Origin of the sequence: Ochrobactrum sp. C6C9 (assembly GCF_022627935.1) — a bacterium.
In the GTDB taxonomy this organism is placed as follows: Bacteria; Pseudomonadota; Alphaproteobacteria; order Rhizobiales; family Rhizobiaceae; genus Brucella; species Brucella teleogrylli.
This window is the reverse complement of sequence record NZ_JABXGB010000044.1, coordinates 1-20,956: the sequence shown is the minus strand read 5'-3', so window position 1 is coordinate 20,956 and position 20,956 is coordinate 1. Positions and strand designations below refer to the sequence as shown.

Below are 20,956 nucleotides of genomic sequence, written 5' to 3'. Positions count from 1 at the left end.
ACTGAAGCGGTCCCTAAGAGCCTGCTCCAAATGTCGTCCTGTGTGGCTGCAAATGGCAATGTTCTGCGTTCCGGTGCTCACGTACTTTGAGTACGCTCCGCTCCGGTACTCGAAAATCACCATTTTCGCACACACATGCCGCTTTTTGATTCAGGCTCTAAACAGCAAAAGGCGAAGCAGGAGCTTCGCCTTTTTGTAAGATAGCAGCTTTCGCTTCTACCTTGTTTAGTTCTGGTAGCTCGAAGGCGAAGCGTCGCCAAAACGATGTGCAGAACCGTCCTGATAGGTCGAACCCGACTGGATCGTCGCGGTTGCGGTGTGGTCAACGGTCTGCGAAGCAACCGGGGTGCGGTCATTTGCATAGAGGTCGGCCGGTTCGCCGACATGCGGGTTTTCTGCGAAAGCAGCACCGGCGCTAAGGGCAACGGCAACGGCAGCAAGAGCAAGCTTTTTCATTTTCATATTCCTTTGAAGATCGCCCTTCGGATGGCACCCGAACCAATCGGGAAGCAAGTAAGGGCACCCGGGTGGCTCAGGCACCATCCTTCGGGGAGATAACTGTTGAAGCCGGATCGTTTGAGGCCCGGCCTTGGGCGTCAGCGTTCGAACGCGACGCCCGTTATGCAGCAGGCTTTGGCCTGATTAGTTCTGGTAGCTCGAAGGCGAAGCGTCGCCAAAACGATGCGCAGAACCGTCCTGATAAGCCGAACCCGACTGGATCGTCGCAGTTGCCGTGTGGTCAACGGTCTGCGAAGCAACCGGAGTACGGTCGTTTGCATAGAGATCGGCAGGTTCGCCAACATGCGGGTTTTCTGCGAAAGCAACACCGGCGCTAAGGGCAAGGGCGGCAGCAGCAAGAGCAAACTTTTTCATTTTTATATTCCTTTTCGTTTGCCGCACGAACGACACCCAATCACTGGGTTCTGTCCGGGGCGTCCCGGGTGGCCGAAATGCCATCCATCAGGGAGGGGAAATCAATCGCCGGGATTGCTTGGGAGGATTCCGGCAGGGCGGGCGTCAGCGGCGTTTTTAGCGCGACGCCCGTTATGCAGTCAGGCGTTGGCCTGATTAGTTCTGGTAGCTCGAAGGCGAAGCATCGCCAAAGCGATGAGCAGAGCCGTCCTGATAGGCCGAACCAGACTGGATGGTCGCGGTTGCGGTGTGGTCAACGGTCTGCGAAACAACCGGGGTGCGGTCATTTGCATAGAGGTCTGCAGGTTCGCCAACATATGGGTTTTCAGCGAAGGCAGCGCCGGCGCTCAGGGCGAGGGCAGCAGCAGCAAGAACAATCTTTTTCATTTCCTATCTCCTTGGAAACTGGAGCGGCGTTTCTTTTCGTCGTTCCGATGCAGCTGAAATGGGTGACAATGGGCAAAAGTTCCAGTCACGAAAATGTTTTATTAATCACACATTCGTGCTCGTTAATATTTGGAAACAATCGAAAATAGGAAAAATATATACGTAAAATCAACAGTTTGATTGATATACCAGCAATCACGTGACTGTTATATGACGCTTTTTGTTCATAAATCGCGAACAGACTGTCCGTGTTTATTGTCCAATAAGAGTGAACAATAGCTGCCTTTTGAATAAGGTGTTACTGACTATCAAAGGAGAATGGATTTCTGCGGGCTGCACGCAAGCGCAACGCAAGCAGAATCAATATCGGAGGAGGCGGGTTACAGCTGTGTGAGGGTTACGATGCAGCTGTGCCGGTCGCGATGACAAACCAGTCCGGCTTTTCGGCTCTCATGCGGGCTGCGGTCTTTTGCAGGGCGTCTTCGTCGGCGAAGATTGCAAAACAGGTCGCGCCGGAACCGGACATCTGGGCGTAAAGCGCATCGCCCGCCCGTAGCAGCGCAAGCTTGTCGCCGATTTGCGGAGCGAGCGCCAGGGCTGGCGACAGGAGATCATTGCGCGTCGTGCCAAGGTAATGGCAGAGCGCGCCGAGTTCATTCTGGTCGGGCGGCAGCAAGGCGGGATTGTTCCGCTTGTCGAGGGCGCGAAACACATCGGGCGTGGCAAGCGCCGTGCCGTCATTGACGAGCAGCAGGGGCAGGGCCGGAAGGCCCGTAACAGGTGCAAGGTCTTCGCCAATGCCGCGCGCCGTCAGTGGCGTGCCATGCGCCGCACCGTGGAGGCACATGGGCAGATCAGCGCCAAGCGCCAGACCGAGCGCGGCGAGCCGGTCGAAATCGAATTGGAGGTTCCAGAGCGTGTTGAGGGCAAGCAATGTGGCCGCCGCATCGCTGGAGCCGCCGCCAATGCCCGATGCTATGGGCAGGTTTTTCTCAAGATGAATGGCAACGGGCGGCAGATCGCGCCCGGAATGCGCGCGCAATGCATCGCGCGCCTTGAGCACCAGATTGCCGCCATCGAGGGGAACCGCCGAGGCGAAAGGCCCGCTGACCGTAAACCGGTCTTCCGGCGCATCGGCAACCGTTATCGTATCGCCATAGTGCGCAAAGACCACCAGCATGTCGAGCAGATGATAGCCATCGTCGCGCCGTCCTGTGACGTGCAGCGCGAGGTTGATTTTCGCTGGGGCAAGACGGGTAACAGACCGGCTGTCAGCAGGCCGGGCGCGCAACAGGGTGTCGGTCATCGGGGTTTAAGCGGATCAGTCTTTCTTGACGTAATATTCGCCGGTTTTCGGGTCCTGCACCAGCGTGCCGTTGGCACGGTTCTGCGCTTCCTTCTCGGCCTGACGAACGCGCTGCGACACGCGTGTGGCTTCACGCTTGAACGAGCGGTAGCCATACCAGGCGGCGATGATGATCAGCAGCAGAAAAATGAGCTGTGGCATGACCAAATTCCTTATGTGTCGTGTTGGGCGCGCGCTTATCGCACCCTGTCATTTCTGACATCTTATCACGAGAAACCGTGGTGTTTCAAAGACCATAGCGTCCCCAAAGCGCTTTTTCTTCGGCAACGGAGAGCAGGCCGTCGCCGAGATGGGCGGCAATTTCCGCCGGTTCCAAGCCGGAAAACGCCGATGAAAGCGCCATGCCGACGCCCGGAACCTTGCGGCCAAGCAGTCCGCGCTGGGGCTGGATCAGCTGGAGCTCCACCTTGTCGCCATAGGTCTTGCGCAGGAAACTGCGCATGTCGCCCAGCCCGTCGATGAGGCCGAGCTGCAAGGCTGTCGTGCCGGTCCAGAACAGGCCGGTGAACAGGTCGGATTCCTCGACAAGCTTGTTGCCACGCCGTTCCTTGACCATTTCGATGAAGGTGTCGTGGATTTCGAGTTGCAGCGATTTCAGCCGTTCGATGTCGGCCTTCTTTTCCGGCTGGAACGGGTCGAGCGTGACCTTGTTGCTGCCGGCGGTATAGACGCGCCGCTCCACGCCGATTTTTTTCAGCAATTCCGGAAAACCGAATGACGCGGAAACCACGCCGATGGAGCCGACGATGGAGGAGGGGTCTGCGATGATCTCGTCGCCGGCCAGGGCAATCATATAACCGCCGGATGCGGCCACATCCTCAACGAAGATGAAAACCTTTTTCTGGTGTTCGGAGGCGAGATCGCGAATGCGGCGATAGATCAGGCGCGACTGCACCGGCGAACCGCCGGGAGAATTGAGCGAAATCGCCACGGCTGGCGCGTGCTTGTTGCTGAAGGCCTTTTCCAGCACGGCAGCGGTCGATGCCAGCGATAGCGACGGGCGCAGCGCTGAACCGCCACTCATGATGGCGCCATGCAGGCGCACGACGGGAATTTCAATTGCGGCATTGCGAAAGCGGCGCGGAACAAGGCGCGTCAATAAACCGGGCAAGGCAAACTCCAAACTGGATCAACTGTTGGTTGCCAATGTAGGAAGCAATCTGGGAAACACAAAGAAAACCCTCCGAAAATTTATATCTTCGGAGGGTGAGTAGGATCATTTTTTCGTGGGTTTTGCCACGATCCGCAACAGCCCATAGCCGAATATGGCCGAGAGCGCCGAACCGGCCAGAACGCCAATTTTCGTTTCGGTCTGCATGAGATCGGACGGGAAGGACAAAAGCCCGATGAAGATGCTCATGGTAAAGCCGATGCCGCACAATATGGCGACGCCATAAAGCTGCGCCCAGCTGGCGCCCATCGGCTTTTGCGCAAGGCCGGTCTTGATGGCGAGCCAGGCTGCGCCGAACACACCAAGCTGCTTGCCAACAAAAAGCCCGAGCAGAATGCCGAGTGTCAGCGTGTCGCCCATCACCGAGGCATCGAGCCCGGCAAAGGAAATGCCCGCATTGGCAAAGCCGAAGATCGGCACGATGAGGAAGGCGACCGGTTTTGCCAGCGCATGTTCGAGGATGTGCAGCGGTGACGTCATGTCATCCGGTTTGCCGGGCGCAGGTTTCAGCGGCACCATCAGTGCCGTCACCACACCGGCGACGGTGGCGTGAACGCCGGAATTGAGCACGAAGAACCACAAAATTGCGCCGCCGATCAGATAGGGCAGCAGCTTCATCACGCCCATGCGGTTCATTGTGAAAAGCGCGATCGCAGTTATGAAAGCCCCGCCCAGATAGGGCATCGAGATTTCGGCTGTGTAGAAAATGGCGATGATGACGACGGCGGCCAGATCATCGAGAATGGCGAGCGTCGCCAGAAAAACCTTGAGGCTCGACGGTACGCGTGAGCCAAGCAGCGACAGGACGCCGAGCGCGAAGGCGATATCGGTTGCGGAAGGCACCGCCCAGCCGCGCAGCTTGTCAGGATCGTCGAAATTGAGCGCCGCGAATATGAGCGCAGGCAGGATCACACCGCCTGCCGCAGCAATGCCCGGCAGCATCCGGTTTGGCCAGCTTGCAAGCTGCCCGTCGATGAATTCGCGTTTGATCTCCAGCCCGACGAGCAGGAAAAACACCGCCATCAGCGCATCATTGATCCAGTGCTCAAGGCTCAGCGGGCCGATATAAACACGAAGAGCGTCGAAATAGGTTTGTGAGAGAGGTGAATTGGCTACGATGAGCGCAAGCGCTGCCGCTGCCATCAGCAAAAGGCCTCCGGCAACCTCGCTATCCAGAAAGCGTCGCATGAGAGATACGGGGCGAGCGGAATTTGGACTGTGGTTCATCGGTCTCCTTAAAGAAACTGTTAGGTGCTTTGCGGCGCATCCACTTCGTAGAGCACAAGATCGCGGTCGGTGATGCCGAGTGTCGGCCATGTCGAACGCCAGGCGGCAATGTGCCCGGAGACAAAATGTTTGTCCAGCGAAGCCCGGTCCAGCCACAGCTCTTTTACATGAATAAGACCGGGATCGAGAATGTCGGCGGCATAGGAATAGTCCATGCAGCCAGCCTCGGCGCGGCTGGCTTCGATCATTTGCTGCATGACAGGGCGCGCCTCATTCAACTTCGCAGCAGGCAGCCGAACGGTTCCGACGATAAGCAGCACGGTTTATTCTCCCGGGATCAAAGAAGCGCGGTCTGGCCGTTGTTGATGGCATTGGCGCGGGGTGTGAAACCGTTGCCGCTGTCGCCATGCAGGACGAGTGGCGGCATGAACGAGAGACCGGCGCGGCTGCCCCGCGTGCCGGTGACGACGATACGGATTGCCGCTGCGTCACCGCGGGGGTGCACCGGCACGATGCGCAAGCCGCCGAAGCGCCCGGTGAGCGCTTCCAGAATGAGCGCAATCGAGCCCGGTCGCGCTATGATGGCGATGCCGCCGCCCGGCCGGACGATGGCCGCCGCCGTGCGCACCCATTGTTCGAACATGCCTTCGGGCATGACATGCGCTTCCGCCTTGAGCGGATCGGGCGTGCGCCGGTCCGCCGCTTCGTTGAAAGGCGGGTTCATGATGGCGAAATCGAAGCTGTTATCGGCAAGACCTGCCGCAACACGCGCCTTTCCGGTCAGCGCCACATCGGCTTCCACAATCGCGAGGCGGTCTGCCAGAGCTGTATTCAGGGGATGCGCGATGGTCTTTCTGGCAAAGCCGACCATCAGGCCAGAGCGTTCGACAAGGGTAATGCGGCTTGCCGCGCATCGGGCCGCAACCGCAAGCCCGGCTGCACCCGCACCGCTGCCAAGATCGGCGAGGCGTCCGTCAAAGCCGTCCGGCACCGCGCTTGCAAGGATCATCGCATCGACGCCGGAGCGATGCCCTTTCATTGCCGGTTGCACGAGATGAAAAGCGCCGCGATGAAAGACATCCAGCGTTTCTTCAATCTCGTCTTCGGTCGTCAGGGTCATTGATCGCGCAGTTCGTGTTCAATCTCGGCATCGATCAGGATTTGCCGCGCTTCGTCCAGCTGATCCTCACTGACCAGAAGACGGCGCGGCAGTACGCCTAACGACCCCTCGATAATGCTCATATTGGTGTCTGCGATGAAATAAGCTATTCCCGCTTCCTTCATCAAGGCTTCGGCGAAAGACAAAAGGACGGAATCGTTGGTGCGGATAAGTTCGATCATTTACCTAGTTTGGAGCCAATGCACCGCATTGACAACAGCTTCCGTCAATGTTGAACAGGCAGTGAAGGCACGGAATGCGTCTTGAGCATTCCGCCGCGCTTAAATATGGTGGCGGCCCCATCAAGGAGTAATGGCATTGGGTGTGGTTCTGAATCTCGACGACAAGAAAAAGCAGACAGGATCGGTGCAGCCGCTTGTCGACCTGACGAAGGCCGATATGGCGCGCGTAAACGAAATGATCCTGTCACGCGCCGGTTCCGACGTCGAAATGATTCCCGAAGTCGCCAATCATCTGATCTCGTCGGGCGGCAAACGCCTGCGCCCGATGATGACGCTCGCTGCCGCCCGCATGTTCGGTTACGACGGCGACGGTCATGTGCGTCTCGCAACCGCTGTCGAATTCATGCATACCGCAACGCTTTTGCACGATGATGTGGTTGATGAAAGCGATCTGCGCCGTGGCAAAAGCACCGCCCGCATGATCTGGGGCAACCAGGCCAGCGTTCTCGTCGGCGATTTCCTGCTCGGTCAGGCTTTCAAGATGATGGTCGATGTCGGCTCGCTCGACGCGCTTGACGTGTTGGCGACCTCTGCTTCGGTGATCGCCGAGGGCGAAGTCATGCAGCTTGCCGCTGCCAAGAACATGGAAACCACCGAAAACGAATATCTGGCGGTCATCAAGGCCAAGACGGCGGCGCTGTTCTCGGCGGCTGCCGAAGTCGGCCCGATCATCGCCGGTGTGCAGCGTTCGGATCGCGCAGCCTTGCGGGATTACGGTCTCAATCTCGGTCTCGCTTTCCAGCTGGTTGACGATGCGCTCGACTATGGTGGCTCTGCTGCCGATCTGGGCAAGAACACGGGCGACGACTTCCGCGAAGGCAAGATCACGCTGCCGGTGATTCTCAGCTACCGTCGTGGCACCGATGATGAACGCGCGTTCTGGAAGCACGCCATCGAGGACGGTGCCAGCGACGATGCATCGCTGCAAAAGGCCATCGGCCTGATGACCAAGCATGGCGCGATTGCCGATACCGTCCAGCGGGCGCGCCACTTTGGCGAGATTGCCCGCGATGCTCTGGCGCCGCTGAAGGCCTCGCCGGAAAAGGATGCCCTCATCGAAGTCATCGACTTCTGCATCAGCCGCGTGAACTGAGTTCGAATATTTCGAACGGGATCGATCAGGAAAAGCACCCCATCACGGATGCTTTTCTTGCCCCCTCATCCCAAAAAGGCCATGCTTGAAGTGCCTTTTCCGGTGAGGAGACGGCTTGTCGGTTTGGATACGGTCGGCGATTCGTTGCCGATGGCACAGGTGGGAATGTGAGAAGAGGATTGGGCTTCATGCGGCATGGAATGAAAAACGGCCCGCTTTACGGTTTGCTTCTTTCGCTTCTGGCGGGAATTGCAATACCTGCCAGCGGCGCATGGGCCAAGGCGGCAGCCGATCCCGCTCCCGTCGTCACGCCTGCTGTTCGGGCCGGTTCCTTTGCTGGCGCCTATCTGGCGGGCCGCACCGCCGAAGCCGATAACAACCTGTCCGCCGCCGCCGATTTCTATCGTCAGGCCATGGCTTTCGATCCGGGCAACAGTCAGGTCAAGCAGGACCTGCTTCTGGTTCTGCTGACCGAAGGCCGCTTCAAAGACGCCCTGCCACTCGCTTCCGAATTGCAGAATGTGCCGGATATTGAGCGTTTCTCCCGCGTCGCCCTTGCCATCGACGCCATTTCCAAAAAGCAGTACCGCAAGGTCGGACCGCTTTTGATGCTGTCCATGCAGTCCGACATGGACCGGCTTGCGACAGGCTTCATGAATGCGTGGGTCAAGGTCGGGCAGGGCAATCCCAAGCAGGCACTGGCCGATATCAAGAAGATGGAAGGCCCCGAATGGTATGGCCTGTTCCGCACCTATAATTCCGCCCTGATCGCCGATCAGGCCGGGATGAAGAAGGAAGCGGCGGAATTCTACCAGCAGGCCTTCGATGACCGTCCCGGCGGCAGCGCCGCGCCCGACACCTATGAACGCATCATCATGGCCTATGCCTCGTTCAAGCTGCGTCAGGGCGACAAGGCCGGGGCGATCCAGATCTTGAAGGATGGCGAGGAACTGCTGAATGGTCGCATGACGCTCACCGAACTGCGCGAGCAGGTCGAGGCGGGGCAGAAAGTTGACCGTCTGATCGAAACGCCGCAGCAGGGCGCTGGTGAAGTGCTTTATACGCTCGGCACCGCGATCAACCGCAGCGGTGCAGAGGCATTTGCGAAGCTTTATCTGCAACTCTCGCTGCCGCTGCGTCCGGGCAATGATGCGACCCTGTTCCAGCTTGGCGATATTTCGGCCAAGCTGCGCCGTCCGGAAGCCGCAGTGGAATATTATGCGCAAGTGCCGGAAAAATCGCCCTATCGCCGCGATGCCGAAATGCAGCGCGCGCTGAACCTTGCCGATAATGACAAGTCTGCCGAGGCCATTGAGCAGTTGAAGACGCTTCTGGGCCGCGACAAGACCGACATCCGCACCTATCTGGCGCTGGGCGGTGTTTACGCGCAGGACAAGAATTTTGCCGAAGCCGCAAAGATTTATGACGCGGCTGTCGAACAGATCAAGACGCCGGAACGCAAGGACTGGCCGGTCTTCTACCAGCGCGGCATCGCCTATGAGCGCCTGAAGCAGTGGGACAAGGCGGAACCGAGTTTCAACAAGGCGCTGGAGCTTTATCCCGACCAGCCGCAGGTGCTGAATTATCTCGGCTATTCCTGGGTCGATATGGGCATCCATCTCGATCGCGCGCTCGATATGATCAAGAAGGCGGTCGAGTTACGCCCGCAGGACGGTTACATCGTCGATTCGCTGGGGTGGGCCTATTATAAGCTCGGTCGTTACGACGAAGCGGTGGTGGAACTGGAAAAGGCTGTGAAGCTGCGCCCGGAAGACCCGACGATCAACGATCATATGGGCGATGCCTATTGGCGCGTTGGTCGCCAGCTTGAAGCGACGTTCCAGTGGAACCATGCAATTGCAGGCAAGCCGGAGCCGGAAGAACTCGTCAAGATCGAGGAAAAGCTGAAGAAGGGGCTGCCCGACGTTTCGGGCCAGTCTTCCGCCGATGCCACCAAGCCAGGCGAGAAGAAGCCGGACCAGCCGAAGCCGGAAGAACCGAAGCAGGACACGCCTGCTGTCGCGCCGGTGCCAGCTGCGCCCACACCGGAAAAGCCGACGACTGACTAAAAACGGCAGATAGGTCCGGTTTCAGGGCGATAGGCCACTGAAACCGGCAGCCTGTGCTTGACCCTGCGGTGCTGATGTATGATCTGGCAGGATTTTTATCCGAAAACCGGTTGCCACTTTTCGGAAATCCTGCTTAGACCGGGCCATCATTTCAATAACGAGGCCCAGCCCGGTGTCTAATTCGTCCAGCATGTTGCCCGCACATATGCATCCCACCCGTTCCTTTCAGGGTCTGATCCTGACGCTCCATCACTATTGGGCGGAACATGGTTGCGCTATTTTGCAGCCTTACGACATGGAAGTGGGTGCGGGTACGTTCCATCCGGCAACCACGCTGCGTTCGCTCGGGCCGAAGCCGTGGAAAGCCGCCTATGTGCAGCCGTCGCGCCGTCCCAAGGATGGCCGCTATGGCGAAAACCCCAATCGGCTGCAGCATTATTACCAGTATCAGGTCATCATCAAGCCATCGCCGCCGAACCTTCAGGACCTTTACCTCGGTTCGCTGAAGGCCATCGGCCTTGATCCGACGCTGCATGATGTGCGCTTCGTGGAAGACGACTGGGAAAGCCCGACGCTCGGCGCCTGGGGCCTTGGCTGGGAATGCTGGTGCGATGGCATGGAAGTGTCGCAGTTCACCTATTTCCAGCAGGTCTGCGGCATTGAATGCTCGCCGGTTGCCGGTGAGCTGACCTATGGTCTGGAGCGCCTCGCCATGTATGTGCAGGGCGTGGACAATGTCTACGACCTCAATTTCAACGGTCTCGAAGGCGACGAGAAGGTCACCTATGGCGATGTGTTCCTGCAAGCTGAGCAGGAATATTCCCGCTACAATTTCGAAATGGCCGATACCGAAATCCTGCATCGCCACTTCATTGATGCCGAGCGTGAATGCGAAGCCATCCTGAAGGCGGGCAGCACGGGCGAGGGTTCTTTGCACAAATGCGTGCTCCCCGCCTATGACCAGTGCATTAAGGCATCCCATGTTTTCAACCTGATGGATGCGCGCGGCGTGATTTCGGTCACCGAACGCCAGAGCTATATCCTGCGCGTCCGCAATCTCGCGCGTCAGTGCGGCGAGGCATTTCTGCTCACCGATGCAGGCGGCTTTAATTACAAGAATGAGGCTGTGTAATGCCTGACTTACTTCTCGAACTCTTTTCCGAGGAAATCCCGGCCCGCATGCAGCGCAAGGCCGCCGGCAATCTGAAAAAGATGATCACCGATGGTCTGGTCGAAGCCGGTTTGACCTATGAAGCCGCGACCGCCTACTGGACGCCGCGTCGTCTGACGCTCGATATTCGTGGCCTGACCGTGCGTTCCAAGGACGTGCATGAAGACATCAAGGGCCCGTCGGTCACTGCACCCGAGCAGGCCATTCAGGGATTTCTGCGCAAGGCCGGTCTCAGCGATGTTGCGCAGGCGCATGTGCATTACGATCCGAAGAAGGGCGATTTCTATGTCGCCCATCTGACGAAGCCGGGCCGCCCGGCGGAAGAAATCGTCGCCGAGCTGGTGCCGCAGACGATCCGCAATTTCCCGTGGCCGAAATCCATGCGCTGGGGCGCGGCTTCGGCAAAGCCCGGTGCATTGCGCTGGGTGCGTCCGCTGCAATCGATCCTGTGCACCTTCGGCCCTGAAACCGAGGAAACGGTGGTTATCGATTTCGACGTTGACGGCATCAAGTCCGGCAATCTGACCTATGGTCATCGTTTCCTGAGCGACGGTCAGGCGATCAAGGTGCGCCGCTTCGATGATTATGTCGAAAAGCTGGAAAAGGCTTTTGTGGTGCTCGATGCCGAACGCCGCAAGGAAATGATCTCGCAGGACGCGCATAACCTTGCTTTCGCGTCGGGTCTCGAACTGGTCGAGGACGAAGGGCTTCTGGAAGAAGTGTCCGGTCTTGTCGAATGGCCGGTCGTGCTGATGGGCGAATTCGAGGAAGAGTTTCTGGCCATTCCGCCGGAAGTCATCCGCCTCACCATCCGCGCCAACCAGAAGTGTTTTGTCACGCGCAAGCAGGGCGAAACGGAAGCGCTGTCCAACCGGTTCATTCTGGTGTCGAACATCGCAGCCCGCGATGGCGGCACGGAAATCGCATACGGTAACGGCAAGGTGGTGCGCGCACGTCTGTCGGATGCGCTCTATTTCTGGCACACCGATCAGCATGATCTGCCCGACCTCGACAAGCTCAGCGCCTCGGCGGAGAAATTCGGCCTTGACCTGAAGAAGCCGCTCGATCAGCGCATGGCGCGGCTGGACGCGTTGAACGTGACCTTCCATGCCAAGCTCGGGACGCAAGGCGCTCGCGTTGAGCGTATCCGCGAACTGGCTGCGCAAATCGCGCCACTGGTCGGCGCCGATCCGAAGCTTGCTGCACGTGCGGCAGTGCTGGCCAAGGCTGATCTGACCACCGAAGTTGTGGGTGAATTCCCCGAGCTTCAGGGCGCGATGGGCCGCAAATATGCTTTACTTCAGGGCGAGGATGCAGCCGTCGCCGCAGCGGTTGAAGAACATTACAAACCACAAGGCCCGTCCGATGTGGTGCCGAAGGAACCGGTTGCGGTTGCCGTCGCGCTGGCCGACAAGCTCGATACGCTGGTCGGCTTCTGGGCCATCGATGAAAAGCCGACGGGTTCAAAAGACCCTTATGCGCTGCGTCGTGCAGCCCTTGGCGTGATCCGTCTTCTGCTATCGCAGGACTGGAAATTCTCGCTGCTGCCGCTGTTCCGTTCGGCCTTTGCCGCGCTGAAAGAAGGCGTGGTCCAGCGCAAGCTGCGTGAATTCGAAGCCAGGCTTGCAGGTGAAAAGTCTGGCGATGTCGATGGCGAACAGGATGTCGACAATGCGCTGCGCAACTATGAGACGGAAGTTCGTGCCGAAGCCGACCGCAGTGCAGAGCCGGTGCTGGCCGATCTTCTCTCCTTCCTTCACGACCGTTTCAAGGTACATCTGAAAGACGAAGGCGCACGTTACGACGCTATCGACGCCGTGCTGACGCCGGAAGCCGACAACCTGCTTTTGGTCGCACGCCGCCTGGAAGCGCTGATCGTCTTCATCAACGAGGAAGACGGCAAGAACCTGCTGGCTGGCACAAAGCGCGCCGCCAATATTCTGGCTGCCGAAGAGAAGAAGGGCACCAAGGTCGCGAGCAGCGTCGATGCTTCGCTTCTCAAGGTGGACGAGGAAAAGGCTCTGTTCGAAGCGGTGACACTCGCATCGAGCGAAACCGAAGCGGCGATCGCCCGCGAAGATTTTTCGGGCGCGATGCTGGCGCTGGCCAAGTTGCGCGGCCCGGTCGATACGTTCTTCGAAAAAGTGCTGGTCAACGACGAGGACGAAAATGTTCGCGCCAACCGTCTGGCTCTGCTCGACCTGATCCGCACGGCCACCGGCAAGGTTGCGGATTTCTCCAAGATCGCTGGCTGATAGCCCGCCTATACGAAATAAAAATGGCGCCGGTTGGCGCCATTTTTATTTGAGGATTATTGAAGGCTGGGTCTGAGCGTCAACGAACTGAGGTCCACTTCTCCCGATACGCCAGCCCACGGATCGCCGACGACGCGCACGGGCTTGGCGGGGTCGAAGTCCGGCATCTTCTGTTCGGTCGGGATGATAGCGGGCTGTTCCTGCACGTCTTCCGGCAGCGGCTTGCCCTGCATGCGCGCCATATAGGCACGGGCGCGCTTGCGCCGCGCTTCGATTTCTTTCAGCGCTTCGGCTTCAGCCTCCTGCCGCTGGTTGCAGGCACCGCAGACAGGCAGCCCGTTGGCGCCCATCCGGTCATAGCCGATATAATCAATGGAGCCGACCGCATAGGTCGTTCGCGCAAGTTCCGCCCCGTGGGCCGATGGAACAGCGGGCAGTCCGGCGACAGTCAGTGAAATGGCGATAAATCGCGATAACATTATTCACCTCAAGCATGGATAGTAACATCCTGCCGCAAAAAAGCTAACAAAACGCAATTTTCCGGGTCGCGTTGCCATAAATGTGCACGAGGCAAACCGCCTGTTTGCTTGCGCAGGGCTTCGCGCTTGTGTAGGCAGAAGGCGCTCATATCTATGCGTGCATCTTGTCCGAAAACCGCTTTGCACTTTTCGGGATGCACTCAACTTGGACGCCCGAGAGGCGGAAAACCAGTGTCAGATGTAATGAAATTCGATGATGAGGCAGTTCAGCGCGCGGTGGAAATCCTGCGGCGCGGCGGTCTTGTCGCCATTCCCACCGAAACCGTCTACGGTCTTGCCGCCGATGCCTCGCACGGCGAAGGCGTGGCCGGTATTTTCGCCGCCAAGGGTCGCCCGCAGTTTAACCCGCTGATTGCTCATGTCAGCGGCATTGCCATGGCAGAGCGCTATGTTACCTTCGATGCCCTGTCGCGCAAGCTGGCGGAACTGTTCTGGCCCGGCCCGCTGACCATCGTGCTGCCGCTGAAAGACCAACAGGATACCAGTCGGCCCATTCATCCGCTGGTGACGGCGGGACTGCCGACGCTCGCCATCCGCATGCCGCATGGCCGCGTGCAGGAGGTCATCACGGCGCTGGACAGCCCTGTTGCGGCACCGAGCGCCAATACCTCCGGGCGTATCAGTCCGACAAGCGCCAAAGCCGTCGCGGACGATCTTGGCGACAAAATAGACCTGATCCTCGATGCCGGTCCATGCGGGGTTGGCGTGGAATCGACCATCGTGAAGGTCGAGGGCGACATGGTGCGTCTGTTGCGCCCCGGCGGGCTTGCGGCAGAGGACATTGAAGCAGCGATTGGCACAAAGCTGGTGCGCACCGAACAGACCGAGGCAATTCAGGCGCATATCATCGCGCCGGGCATGATGGCCTCGCATTATGCACCGGATGCCGCCATGCGGCTTGCGGTTGGCGATGTGCAACCGGGCGAGGCGCTGCTGGCTTTCGGGCCGTCGCGTGTAGCCGGAGCCGAGACGGCAAAGGCCGTGCTTAACCTCAGTGCCGATGGCAATCTGCGCGAGGCGGCCAGCAATCTTTTCGATTTCATGCGCAAGCTTGACGCCACCGGTGCCAGCACCATTGCCGTTGAACCCATTCCCTTTGACGGTCTCGGCGAGGCCATCAATGACCGTTTGAACCGCGCTGCCGCACCGCGCTAGATTTCAAAGGACCAATATGGACACCGGATTGATCGAACGTTTTACCGCCATCGTGGGTGAAAAGAACGCACTCACCGCGCCGGAAGACATTGCGCCCTATCTGATAGAACAGCGCGACCTTTATAAGGGCAATTCGGCCCTGGTCTTGCGTCCCGGCTCCACGGAAGAAGTCGCGGCGATCATGAAACTCGCCAGCGAAACGAAAACCCCCATTGTGCCGCAGGGCGGCAATACGGGTCTCGTCGGCGCGCAGACGCCGGATGAGAGCGGCACGACGATCGTGCTGGCCCTTGGCCGCATGAACAAGATACGCGCGCTTGATACGGTGGGCAATCTGGCCACCGTCGAGGCAGGCGTCATCCTCAAAAATCTTCAGGACGCGGCCGAGAAGGCGGGCCGTCTGTTCCCGCTGTCGCTGGGTGCGGAAGGTTCGTGCCAGATCGGCGGCAATCTCGGTTCCAATGCAGGTGGTACGGCGGTGCTCGCCTATGGCAATATGCGCGAGCTTTGCCTCGGTCTCGAAGTGGTTTTGCCAACCGGCGAAATTCTCGACGACCTCCGCTATGTGAAGAAAGACAATACCGGCTATGACCTGAAAGACCTGTTCGTGGGTTCCGAAGGCACGCTCGGCGTGATCACGGCGGCGGTTCTGAAAATCTTTCCGCAGCCGAAGGGCAAGGGCGTCGCCTATGCCGGGATGCGCAGTCCGGAAGACGCGCTGCGCCTGTTCCAGCTTGCGACCGAACATGCCGGTCCCTCCCTGACCGGCTTTGAGCTGATGCCGCGTGTCGGCGTCGAATTCACCGTGCGCCATGTCGATGGCGCGCGCGATCCGCTGGAAAGCGCGCATGACTGGTATGTGCTGATCGATATTTCCTCCACGCGCTCGGAAGAAGATGCGCGCACCACGCTGGAAACCATTCTGCACGAAGCTTTGGAGGCGGATATTCTTCAGGATGCGGCGATTGCAGAAAGCGTCGCGCAGGCGCAATCCTTCTGGAAAATGCGCGAGGAAATGTCCTGGGCGCAAAAGCCGGAGGGCGGCTCGATCAAGCACGATATTTCCGTGCCCGTTTCATCCATCCCGGCCTTTATCCGCGAAGCCAATGCGGCGGTGCTGGACATGATCCCCGGTGCACGCATTGTCTGCTTCGGCCATATCGGCGATGGCAACCTGCATTATAACGTGTCGCAGCCGGTCGGCGCGGACAAAAAGGAATTCCTCTCCCATTGGGGCGCGCTTAATCACCGTATCCACACGATTGTCACAAGTTACAGGGGGTCGATTTCTGCCGAGCATGGCATCGGTCGGCTGAAGCGGGACGAGCTTGCGCATTTCAAGCAGCCTTTCGCGCTCGACCTGATGCGCCGCATCAAGACGGCTTTCGACCCGGCGGGGATTATGAACCCCGGCAAGACCCTGTAAAACAAACCAAATTGCTACATGAATGACGGGCGGTTTTTCCGCCCGTTTTGCTATCGGTAAACGCATATTAGGAAGAATTTCCGAATTCTTACACCTGGTTGCATTCTGATAACCAAAGGAAAAAGCAGGGAAAAGTTAACCCAACTCCTTAAGGCCATCGGTAACAAACGCGGTCTATTCTCCATCTCAACGAGGGCAGAAAGCCCAATCAAAGAGAAGCTGGAATAACCGGCTCTCGACAGAGACAGAGAGACAGAGGCGTTGACAATGATGAGCAAGGGACTGAAGCCAGACTGGGCAGGCCGTGAACTGCGGCTCGATCCGTTTCACTTTCCGCAGGTGGTGAGCTACGCATCGCACGACGGCAATACCGACGTCACCTTCACCATCAACGAACGGGGCGCGGTCATCCGGCAGGTTCTGCCGTCGAGCGGCCTGCCCATGTCGATTGCACTGCCGATCCATGCTTTTGTCGGTGTCGTGGCCCGCGCGGTCGAAGACGAATATGGCGAAATCACCGTCACGCTGGAACTGATGCATCAGGACCCGCAGCTTTCCGTGCCGCTTCTGGTGGCGCATGACCTGACCGATGTTGCCGCCGACTGGCGCGCCTGGGCGGCTGCGTTCAACCTGCCGATGATGCTGGTGGAAGAAGACGGCGTCGCCCGTCCGCTTTACGAAAGCACCGGCCCGGTGCGCACCAGCCAGCCGCAGGCCCGCCGTCAGGGGCACGAGACGCGCCGTCGCCGCCCGCGCTTCCTCGCCCGCCGCAAGGCTGGCACGCTGGGCGTCCGTCTGGTGATCGAAGGCAAGGAAATCATCGCCCGGAATTGACCGCAGCGGAAAAGTTGAACGGGCGAGATTATTCACATTGTCGTGTGATCACGATCTCGTCCCATTCTGCCGCTAGGTTTAGGAGACTGCTTCAATTTGAAGCTAAATTAATTGGCTGACCTCCAGACAAAGCCACCCGGATGGGTTTCCCCATCCGGGTTCTTTTTTATCGATCAGAGCCGGGGTTTACTTCTTGCGGCTGAGAAAGGCCATGATGGCCTCACGCGCTTCATTGGAGGTCAGGCGTTCGCCGAAAAGCTTCGCTTCCCGCGCAATACGATCCGCGATGTTTTCGGCGGGCATGCGCATGAGCGACCGCGCGATCTGCATGGCCTCCGGCGGCTTGGCGGCGATTTCTTCCGCAGCCTTCAGCACTTCCGCTTCCAGCTCTGCGCTTTCCACGATTTTATAGACGATGCCCGCTTCAAGCGCTGCTTCCGCGCTGAAACCATGACCGAGCGCCAGAAGGGCAAAGGCCTTCTGATGCCCCATCAGCGGTGGCGCGAGCAAGCTGGAACCGGCTTCCGGGACGAGACCGAGATCAACGAATGGCGTGCGGAACAGCGCATGTGACGTTGCAAATGTCAGGTCGCAATGGAAATGGATCGTCGTGCCAATGCCAATCGCAAGGCCATCAACGCCTGAGACGACCGGCTTTTTGGCGCTCGACAGGGCATAGAGAAAATCCAGAATATCCTTGCCCATATCGCCGCCGCCAGCCGCTGCGGCCATGAAATCCTGCATGTCGTTGCCGGATGAAAACGCGCCCGGCACACCAAGAAACACATGGACGCGCACCGCGTCGTCGGCGTCGCCATCCTTCAACGCCTTGGCCATGGTGGCATACATGGCGCGGGTGATGGCGTTTTTCTTGTCGGCCCGGTTCAGCCGGATAATCTGCACCGCATCGCGACGTTCGACGAGAATATGTTCGCTCACGTTCAAGCCTCCAGTGCGGATTTAGCGGCGGCGAGGCTGGCTGCGCCGGTGATGACGGTGTCTTTCAACGACGATACTTCGGCCAGCATGTTCTCGGCGAAGAAACGGCAAAGAACGGCGCGACCCTTATCGTCGCCTGCAAGGGCTGCGCGGGCCAGATAAGCGCCGCCGGAAGTAAGCGACAGCAGACGCTGATAAGGCGTTGCACCGGCAAGCGCTGCCTCTGCGCCACCCTCGGCAACTGTCTTTTGCAGCCAGTCGGTCGCTTCACGCGCTTCGGAGAGCGCCTTTGCAAGACGTGCGCCGGTTTCGCCCAGTTCCGGGCGGTTGGAGGCAACTGCCTTGTCGGCATCGTGCTGCAATTCGGCAAGGAAACCCTTGATATGCTCGCCATTTCCAAGCGGTAGCTTGCGCATCACCAGATCGATGGCCTGAATGCCGTTGGTGCCTTCGTAAATCGGCGTGATGCGCGCATCGCGCAGCAATTGGGCCGCGCCGGTTTCCTCAATGAATCCCATGCCGCCATGGATCTGCACGCCGAGCGACGCGACATCCACGCCGACATCGGTGGCAAAACTCTTCGCCAGCGGCGTGAGCAAACCGGCACGGTCGGCCCAATGCTGTGCATCGGCACCTTCGGTCGCATGGCTCATGTCGATGGCATGGGCGCAGGCATAGGTGATGGAACGGGCGGCCTGCGTCAGCGCCTTCATGGTCAAAAGCATGCGCTGCACATCGGGGTGTTCGATGATCGGGCTCATACCCTCCTTGGGATTCGCACCGATGGCGCGGCCCTGCTTGCGCTCCTTGGCATAGTTGAGCGCCTGCTGGTAGGCTGCCTCCGCGACACCGACGCCCTGAATGCCGACCAGCAGGCGGGCATTGTTCATCATGGTGAACATGCAGGCGAGGCCGCGATTCTCTTCGCCGATCAGATAGCCGACCGCGCCCTGTTCCTCGCCTTTCACGAAACCGTCGCCATAGATCATGGTGCAGGTCGGCGAGGCGTGAATGCCCATCTTGTGTTCAAGACCAGAGCAGAACAGATCGTTGCGGCGACCGAGCGAACCGTCTTGATTGACGAGGAATTTCGGCACGAGAAACAGCGAAATGCCCTTGGTGCCCGCAGGCGCATCGGGCAGGCGGGCCAGCACCAGATGCACGATGTTATCGGTCAGGTCATGTTCGCCATAGGTGATGAAAATCTTCTGGCCGAAAATGCGATAGGTGCCGTCATTGCTGCGCTCGGCGCGGCTGCGCAGCGCGCCAAGGTCGGAACCGGCCTGCGGCTCGGTCAGGTTCATCGTGCCCATCCACTCGCCGGAGATAAGCTTTTCGAGATAGATATCCTTCAATTCCCTGGAGGCATGCTTTTCCAGCGCCTCAATCGCACCCGTGGTGAGCGTCGGCCCGATGGCGAAGGACAGCGAACCGGCATTCCACATTTCATTGACGGCGACCGACATCATGGTCGGCAGACCCTGACCGCCATAGTCCGGCGTGCCCGTCAGCGAATTCCAGCCGCCTGCAATCCAGTCGCGGTAAAGGTCTTTCCAGCCCGGCGCGGTGGTGACGACGCCGTCCTTGACGGTCGCGCCATGCCGGTCGCCGGGGATGCGTAAGGGCTCGACACGTTCAGCGGCAAACTTTCCGGCCTCTTCGAGAATGGCTGCGGCCAGATCGGCGGAAAATTCGGGAAAGCGGTTGTCGGCCAGCGCTTTTTCAAGCCCCGCAACCTTCATCAGCGTATGGGAAATTTCAGAAACCGGCGCGCGATACATCTTTCCTCCACATCGTGCTCATCGAGGCCCCTCCTCGGAAACCCCGGCCTCCGATCTGCAAGCGTGCAGAGGGAGTATCAGTCTTCTTCAACACAAGAGCTATCGGCTTATTACGTAAACGTCAATATTTTCTCGCAGCCTATTGCATGATGAAAACAGGCTCCAATCGCATCCTATCTGTCAAAAGGATGCGATCATGCCGGTGCTGTCATTAAAACTATTTGCCGGAACGTTCCCGCTCCACAGCACGCCAGCCGATATCGGTGCGATAAAAACCTTCCGGCCAGTCGATCTTCCTGATGGCGTCGTAGGCTTTCGCCTGTGCTTCCTCGACAGTGCTGGCGACTGCGGTGATGTTCAGCACACGACCGCCATTGGCAATGAGATTGCCGTCCTTTTCAGCAGTGCCTGCGTGGAAGACCTTGACACCATCGAGACCGTCAAGCGCGTCGAGACCGCGAATGACGCTGCCCTTCTTTACATTGGTCGGATAGCCTTCCGCAGCCATAACGATGGTCAGCGCCGGATCATCTTTCCAGTCCGGCGAAACCTGATCCAGCTTGCCGTCGACGGCGGCATTGATCAGCGCCAGCAAGTCGCTGTTGAGGCGCATCATCAGCACCTGACATTCCGGGTCACCGAAACGGGTGTTGTATTCGATCAGCTTTGGGCCGTCCTTGCCGATCATCAGGCCGAGAAACAGGATGCCGGAGAAGGGCGCGCCGATTTCCGCCATGCCGCGCATGGTCGGCTCGATCAGTTCGCGCATGGTGCGCTCAACGATTTCCGGCGTCATGACCGGAGCTGGGGCATAAGCGCCCATGCCGCCCGTATTGGGGCCGGTGTCGCCATCGCCGACACGCTTGTGATCCTGCGCCGAGCCAAGCGGCAGGGCCGTTTTGCCGTCGCAGATGCAGAAGAAGCTTGCTTCTTCGCCGTCCAGAAATTCTTCCACCACCACTTCGGCCCCGGCAGAGCCGAACGCGCCTTCGAAGCAGGCATCGACCGCATCCAGCGCTTCATCGAGCGTCATGGCGACGACCACGCCCTTGCCTGCGGCCAGACCGTCAGCCTTCACCACTATGGGCGCGCCCTGCTGGCGGATATAGGCCTTGGCTTTCGGCGCATTGTTGAAACGGCCATAGGCCCCGGTCGGAATATCGAAGCGGGCGCAGAGATCCTTGGTGAAACCCTTGGAGCCTTCCAGCTGGGCTGCCGCCCTGGAGGGGC

Annotated in this window: 21 protein-coding genes; 7 read left to right on the top strand and 14 right to left on the bottom strand. The window is 59.1% G+C overall.

What is annotated here, in order from left to right:
• Positions 1-225 precede the first annotated feature (225 nt).
• The 10 genes from HWD97_RS22145 to HWD97_RS22100 all read right to left on the bottom strand — a co-directional run bounded on the left by HWD97_RS22145 (position 226) and on the right by HWD97_RS22100 (position 6,404).
• Positions 226-456: a hypothetical protein gene (locus HWD97_RS22145; protein ID WP_109368428.1), complete on the bottom strand. Its 231-nt coding sequence runs from the start codon at positions 454-456 to the stop codon at positions 226-228.
• 186 nt (positions 457-642) lie between these two features.
• Positions 643-873: a hypothetical protein gene (locus tag HWD97_RS22140; protein WP_371835613.1), complete on the bottom strand. Its 231-nt coding sequence runs from the start codon at positions 871-873 to the stop codon at positions 643-645.
• A 195-nt stretch (positions 874-1,068) separates the two neighbouring features.
• Positions 1,069-1,299, bottom strand: coding sequence for a hypothetical protein (locus tag HWD97_RS22135; protein ID WP_109368430.1), 231 nt, complete (start codon positions 1,297-1,299; stop codon positions 1,069-1,071).
• 397 nt (positions 1,300-1,696) lie between these two features.
• Positions 1,697-2,605, bottom strand: a complete 909-nt coding sequence (locus tag HWD97_RS22130; RefSeq protein ID WP_140025419.1) for a 4-(cytidine 5'-diphospho)-2-C-methyl-D-erythritol kinase — start codon at positions 2,603-2,605, stop codon at positions 1,697-1,699.
• Positions 2,606-2,620: 15 nt separating this feature from the next.
• Positions 2,621-2,806: a hypothetical protein gene (locus HWD97_RS22125; RefSeq protein ID WP_109368432.1), complete on the bottom strand. Its 186-nt coding sequence runs from the start codon at positions 2,804-2,806 to the stop codon at positions 2,621-2,623.
• An 85-nt stretch (positions 2,807-2,891) separates the two neighbouring features.
• A complete protein-coding gene (locus HWD97_RS22120) occupies positions 2,892-3,776 on the bottom strand; it encodes a S49 family peptidase (RefSeq protein ID WP_171316579.1) in 885 nt (294 codons plus the stop codon).
• 105 nt (positions 3,777-3,881) lie between these two features.
• Positions 3,882-5,063: a Na+/H+ antiporter NhaA gene (gene nhaA / locus HWD97_RS22115; RefSeq protein ID WP_371835612.1), complete on the bottom strand. Its 1,182-nt coding sequence runs from the start codon at positions 5,061-5,063 to the stop codon at positions 3,882-3,884.
• A 20-nt stretch (positions 5,064-5,083) separates the two neighbouring features.
• Entirely contained in the window at positions 5,084-5,383 is a 300-nt protein-coding gene (locus tag HWD97_RS22110; protein WP_371835611.1) for a putative quinol monooxygenase, read from the bottom strand.
• A gap of 17 nt (positions 5,384-5,400) precedes the next feature.
• A complete protein-coding gene (locus HWD97_RS22105; protein ID WP_371835610.1) occupies positions 5,401-6,183 on the bottom strand; it encodes a tRNA1(Val) (adenine(37)-N6)-methyltransferase in 783 nt (260 codons plus the stop codon).
• Positions 6,180-6,404, bottom strand: coding sequence for a DUF2007 domain-containing protein (locus tag HWD97_RS22100; protein ID WP_109368435.1), 225 nt, complete (start codon positions 6,402-6,404; stop codon positions 6,180-6,182). Before HWD97_RS22100 ends, HWD97_RS22105 begins: the two co-directional genes overlap by 4 nt.
• 136 nt (positions 6,405-6,540) lie before the next feature.
• Here HWD97_RS22100 and HWD97_RS22095 point away from each other — a divergent pair, with 136 nt between their 5' ends.
• From HWD97_RS22095 to glyS, 4 genes are all read left to right on the top strand, one after another.
• The gene (locus HWD97_RS22095) at positions 6,541-7,557 is read left to right on the top strand and encodes a polyprenyl synthetase family protein (RefSeq protein WP_109370175.1); all 1,017 of its coding nucleotides are present in this window, start codon (positions 6,541-6,543) and stop codon (positions 7,555-7,557) included.
• Positions 7,558-7,745: 188 nt separating this feature from the next.
• A complete protein-coding gene (locus HWD97_RS22090; protein WP_371835609.1) occupies positions 7,746-9,626 on the top strand; it encodes a tetratricopeptide repeat protein in 1,881 nt (626 codons plus the stop codon).
• A 205-nt stretch (positions 9,627-9,831) separates the two neighbouring features.
• Positions 9,832-10,758, top strand: coding sequence for a glycine--tRNA ligase subunit alpha (locus HWD97_RS22085; protein WP_109370177.1), 927 nt, complete (start codon positions 9,832-9,834; stop codon positions 10,756-10,758).
• Complete coding sequence (glyS, locus tag HWD97_RS22080) at positions 10,758-13,052, top strand: glycine--tRNA ligase subunit beta (RefSeq protein ID WP_371835608.1); 2,295 nt, start codon at positions 10,758-10,760, stop codon at positions 13,050-13,052. The genes HWD97_RS22085 and glyS overlap by 1 nt, the downstream gene beginning before the upstream one ends.
• A 56-nt stretch (positions 13,053-13,108) precedes the next feature.
• Here glyS and HWD97_RS22075 read toward each other — a convergent pair whose 3' ends face one another.
• Positions 13,109-13,531: a hypothetical protein gene (locus HWD97_RS22075; RefSeq protein ID WP_371835607.1), complete on the bottom strand. Its 423-nt coding sequence runs from the start codon at positions 13,529-13,531 to the stop codon at positions 13,109-13,111.
• Between the two features lie 243 nt (positions 13,532-13,774).
• Between HWD97_RS22075 and HWD97_RS22070 the strand changes: the two genes are divergently transcribed.
• The 3 genes from HWD97_RS22070 to HWD97_RS22060 all read left to right on the top strand — a co-directional run bounded on the left by HWD97_RS22070 (position 13,775) and on the right by HWD97_RS22060 (position 17,006).
• Entirely contained in the window at positions 13,775-14,746 is a 972-nt protein-coding gene (locus HWD97_RS22070; protein WP_371835614.1) for an L-threonylcarbamoyladenylate synthase, read from the top strand.
• A 16-nt stretch (positions 14,747-14,762) separates the two neighbouring features.
• Positions 14,763-16,172: an FAD-binding oxidoreductase gene (locus HWD97_RS22065; RefSeq protein ID WP_371835606.1), complete on the top strand. Its 1,410-nt coding sequence runs from the start codon at positions 14,763-14,765 to the stop codon at positions 16,170-16,172.
• 267 nt (positions 16,173-16,439) lie between these two features.
• Positions 16,440-17,006 carry a DUF6101 family protein gene (locus tag HWD97_RS22060; protein ID WP_121537334.1) on the top strand — a complete coding sequence of 189 codons (567 nt, stop codon included), beginning with the start codon at positions 16,440-16,442 and terminating at the stop codon, positions 17,004-17,006.
• A gap of 186 nt (positions 17,007-17,192) precedes the next feature.
• On the opposite strand, the gene HWD97_RS22055 is transcribed toward HWD97_RS22060, so the two are convergent.
• The 3 genes from HWD97_RS22055 to purD form a co-directional block, all read right to left on the bottom strand.
• Complete coding sequence (locus HWD97_RS22055) at positions 17,193-17,945, bottom strand: crotonase/enoyl-CoA hydratase family protein (protein WP_109368442.1); 753 nt, start codon at positions 17,943-17,945, stop codon at positions 17,193-17,195.
• Between the two features lie 2 nt (positions 17,946-17,947).
• Entirely contained in the window at positions 17,948-19,726 is a 1,779-nt protein-coding gene (locus HWD97_RS22050) for an acyl-CoA dehydrogenase (RefSeq protein WP_371835605.1), read from the bottom strand.
• Between the two features lie 217 nt (positions 19,727-19,943).
• A partial coding sequence (gene purD, locus HWD97_RS22045) for a phosphoribosylamine--glycine ligase (RefSeq protein ID WP_371835604.1) occupies positions 19,944-20,956 on the bottom strand: 1,013 nt, incomplete at its 5' end.

Bases quoted from the DNA above. Each gene is read 5' to 3' on its own strand.
- HWD97_RS22145 (WP_109368428.1), bottom strand. From the start codon at position 456: ATGAAAAAGCTTGCTCTTGCTGCCGTTGCCGTTGCCCTTAGCGCCGGT.
- HWD97_RS22140 (WP_371835613.1), bottom strand. From the start codon at position 873: ATGAAAAAGTTTGCTCTTGCTGCTGCCGCCCTTGCCCTTAGCGCCGGT.
- HWD97_RS22135 (WP_109368430.1), bottom strand. From the start codon at position 1,299: ATGAAAAAGATTGTTCTTGCTGCTGCTGCCCTCGCCCTGAGCGCCGGC.
- HWD97_RS22130 (WP_140025419.1), bottom strand. From the start codon at position 2,605: ATGACCGACACCCTGTTGCGCGCCCGGCCTGCTGACAGCCGGTCTGTT.
- HWD97_RS22125 (WP_109368432.1), bottom strand. From the start codon at position 2,806: ATGCCACAGCTCATTTTTCTGCTGCTGATCATCATCGCCGCCTGGTAT.
- nhaA (WP_371835612.1), bottom strand. From the start codon at position 5,063: ATGAACCACAGTCCAAATTCCGCTCGCCCCGTATCTCTCATGCGACGC.
- HWD97_RS22105 (WP_371835610.1), bottom strand. From the start codon at position 6,183: ATGACCCTGACGACCGAAGACGAGATTGAAGAAACGCTGGATGTCTTT.
- HWD97_RS22100 (WP_109368435.1), bottom strand. From the start codon at position 6,404: ATGATCGAACTTATCCGCACCAACGATTCCGTCCTTTTGTCTTTCGCC.
- HWD97_RS22090 (WP_371835609.1), top strand. From the start codon at position 7,746: ATGCGGCATGGAATGAAAAACGGCCCGCTTTACGGTTTGCTTCTTTCG.
- HWD97_RS22085 (WP_109370177.1), top strand. From the start codon at position 9,832: ATGCATCCCACCCGTTCCTTTCAGGGTCTGATCCTGACGCTCCATCAC.
- glyS (WP_371835608.1), top strand. From the start codon at position 10,758: ATGCCTGACTTACTTCTCGAACTCTTTTCCGAGGAAATCCCGGCCCGC.
- HWD97_RS22075 (WP_371835607.1), bottom strand. From the start codon at position 13,531: ATGTTATCGCGATTTATCGCCATTTCACTGACTGTCGCCGGACTGCCC.
- HWD97_RS22070 (WP_371835614.1), top strand. From the start codon at position 13,775: ATGAAATTCGATGATGAGGCAGTTCAGCGCGCGGTGGAAATCCTGCGG.
- HWD97_RS22065 (WP_371835606.1), top strand. From the start codon at position 14,763: ATGGACACCGGATTGATCGAACGTTTTACCGCCATCGTGGGTGAAAAG.
- HWD97_RS22060 (WP_121537334.1), top strand. From the start codon at position 16,440: ATGATGAGCAAGGGACTGAAGCCAGACTGGGCAGGCCGTGAACTGCGG.
- HWD97_RS22050 (WP_371835605.1), bottom strand. From the start codon at position 19,726: ATGTATCGCGCGCCGGTTTCTGAAATTTCCCATACGCTGATGAAGGTT.